Annotated in this window: 1 protein-coding gene; it reads left to right on the top strand. The window is 63.9% G+C overall.

Annotation, left to right across the window (positions count from 1 at the left end):
- The coding region (locus CLV70_RS38715) for a condensation domain-containing protein (protein WP_146164363.1) at positions 1–3,058 on the top strand (3,058 nt) is incomplete at both ends.

The following is a 3,058-nucleotide window of genomic DNA, read 5'->3' on the forward strand; positions in this document are numbered from 1 at the left end:
GGCGCATCCGGCGGTGGCGCAGGCGGCGGTGGTGGTCCGTGAGGATCGTCCGGGTGATCAGCGGTTGGTGGGTTATGTGGTGCCGGCTGCCGATCGGGTGGTGGGTGATGAGCGTTCTTCTGGTGAGCAGGTTGAAGAGTGGCGTGATATTTATGATCGTTTGTATGGTGTAGCGGGTTCGGCTGTTCTGGGTTCTGATTTCTCGGGGTGGAACAGTAGTTACGATTCGTTGCCCATTCCTGTCGAGGAGATGGCGGAGTGGCGTGATGCGACGGTGCAGCGTGTGTTGTCGTTGCGTCCTGAGCGGGTGCTTGAGGTAGGGGTCGGGACGGGTTTGCTGCTGGCGCGTCTGGCGCCGGAATGTGTGGAGTATTGGGGTACTGATTTCTCCGCGACGGTGGTGCAGGCTCTGGGCCGGCAGGTTGAGGCTGATGAGCGGTTGTCGGGCCGGGTCCGGTTGCGTCACCAGTCCGCTGATGTCGTGGACGGGCTTCCGGAGCAGTATTTCGACACTATTGTTGTCAACTCGGTGGTGCAGTATTTCCCTGGCCTGGATTATCTGGTCAAAGTCATCGAGGGCCTGGTCGGGTTGCTGAAACCGGGTGGGGCGGTCTTTATCGGTGACGTGCGGAATCTGCGATTGTTGCGGTTGTTCCGTTCCGCGATCGAGGCCCGGCGTTCCGGTGATGCGCCGGCGCAGACATTGCACAGATTGATCGAGCAGAGTGTTCTGCTGGAGAAGGAGTTGCTGATCGATCCGGGTCTGTTCGCCGCGCTGGCGGCGCGGATTCCAGATCTGTCGGGTGTGGACGTCAGGATCAAGAGAGGACTGGCGGAGAACGAACTCACTCGTTACCGATATGACGCGGTGTTGTATAAGCAGGTGCCGCGGCAGCGGTCCATGGCTGCTGCCCGCCGGCTGCGCTGGGGTCGTGAGGTCACCGGCCTGGACGATGTGGCAAGGCAGTTGGCCGATGGGGTGCCGTTGCGTGTGACGGGAGTGCCGAACGCGCGGCTGCTGCGTGACATCGCCCTGGCCGGCGGTGCGACCAGCCCGGATGCTCCCGGTCCGGAGGCTTTCACCGAGCTGGGGCGTCGTCATGGCCTCGAAACGGCGGTGACCTGGTCGGCGGGACACGGCGATGAATTCCTCGACGTCGTTTTCTACGAGCCGGAGAGCGGCCAGGGACCGGTTGTCGACATTTACCGGCATGACACACCGTCACACACGGCTTTGAGTTTCTACACGAACAATCCGGCCGCGTCCCGGTTCACCGGCGTGCTGGTCGGTGCTCTGCGTGGTTTTGTGCGGGAGCGGTTGCCGGAGTTCATGGTGCCCTCGGCGGTGGTGGCGTTGGAGGCGATGCCGTTGACGCCGAGTGGGAAGTTGGATCGGCGGGCGTTGCCGGCGCCGGATTTGGGTGCTGGTGGTGGGCGTGCTGCGGGGTCTCCTCGTGAGGAGATTCTGTGTGGGTTGTTCGCCGAGGTTCTGGGGCTGGCGGATGTGGGGGTCGAGGATGATTTCTTCGATCTGGGTGGTCATTCGTTGCTGGCGACTCGGTTGATCAGTCGTGTTCGTTCGGTGCTTGGTGTCGAGGTGACCGTCCGGGATTTGTTTGATTCTCCGACGGTGGCGGGTTTGGTGGACCGGCTGGGTGTTTCCGGTGGTGCCCGGGTGTCGTTGCAGGCGGCCGGGCAGCGTCCGTCGTGGCCGGCGTTGTCGTTCGCGCAGCAGCGGTTGTGGTTCCTGGGCAAGTTGGAAGGGCCGAGTCCTACTTACAACATTCCGCTGGCGTTGAGGTTGCGGGGGACTCTCGATCAGGCGGCGTTGCAGGCGGCGTTACTGGATGTGCTGGCGCGTCATGAGTCGTTGCGCACGGTGTTTCCCGAGCGTTCCGGGGTGCCGTATCAGCGGGTTCTCGAGGTGGACCGGTGCGGGCCGGTGTTGCAGGTTCATGACCTTGACGAGTCGCAGGATGTGACGGCGTTGGTCGCCGAGGCGGCCCGGCACACGTTCGATCTTTCCGAGCAGTTGCCGATTCGGGCGCAGTTGTTCGTGACCGGCCCGGACGAGTACGTGTTGCTGTTGTTGTTGCACCATATTGCGGGTGACGGCTGGTCGCTGGCACCGCTGGCACGGGATCTGTCGGTGGCTTACCAGGCCCGGCTGGAGGGTCAGGGTCCGCGGTGGGCGCCGTTGCCGGTGCAGTACATCGATTACAGTTTGTGGCAGCGTGATCTGCTGGGCTCGGAAACCGATCCGGACAGTCTCTACGGCCGGCAGCTGGCGTTCTGGCGTGAGGCGCTGGCCGGTATCCCGGAACAGTTGACGTTGCCTACCGACCGGCCGCGGCCTGCGGTGGCCAGTTACCGGGGCGCTCTGCTGCAGATCAGTTTGGACGCGGGTCTTCACCAGCAGTTACTGGCTCTGGCCCGTAACACCCAGACCAGTTTGTTCATGGTGCTGCAAGCCGCGTTCGCTGTCCTGCTGACCCGGCTGGGCGCCGGCACGGACATCACTATCGGCAGCCCGATCGCCGGACGCACCGACGAAGCCCTGGAAGAGCTCATCGGGTTCTTCGTCAACACCCTCGTGCTGCGCACCGACACCTCCGGCAACCCCACCTTCGAAGAACTGCTCACCCGGGTCCGCGACACCGACCTGGCCGCCTGGGACCACCAAGACCTGCCCTTCGAACACCTCGTCGAAGCCCTCAACCCCACCCGCACCCTGGCCCACCACCCCCTGTTCCAAACCATGCTCGCGCTGCAGAACGCACCCGAGCCGAACTTCACCCTGGGCGGCGCCGCCACCGCCAACAGCGAACCGGCGTATGTGGGCCGGGCCAGATTCGACTTCTTCCTCTCCCTTTCCGCCGGTCACAGTGCTGAGGGTGCGCCTGCCGGGATCGAAGGCGTTGTGGAATACGCGGTGGATCTGTTCGACGAGGCGACGGTGCGTTCTCTGCTCGATCGGTTCGTCAGTGTCTTGCGTCAGGTCGTCGACGAACCCGGCCGGCGGATAGCACGGCTGGACCTGCTCACCACCGAGGAACGC

Origin of the sequence: Pseudosporangium ferrugineum (assembly GCF_003002065.1) — a bacterium.
Classification (GTDB): Bacteria; Actinomycetota; Actinomycetes; order Mycobacteriales; family Micromonosporaceae; genus Actinoplanes; species Actinoplanes ferrugineus_A.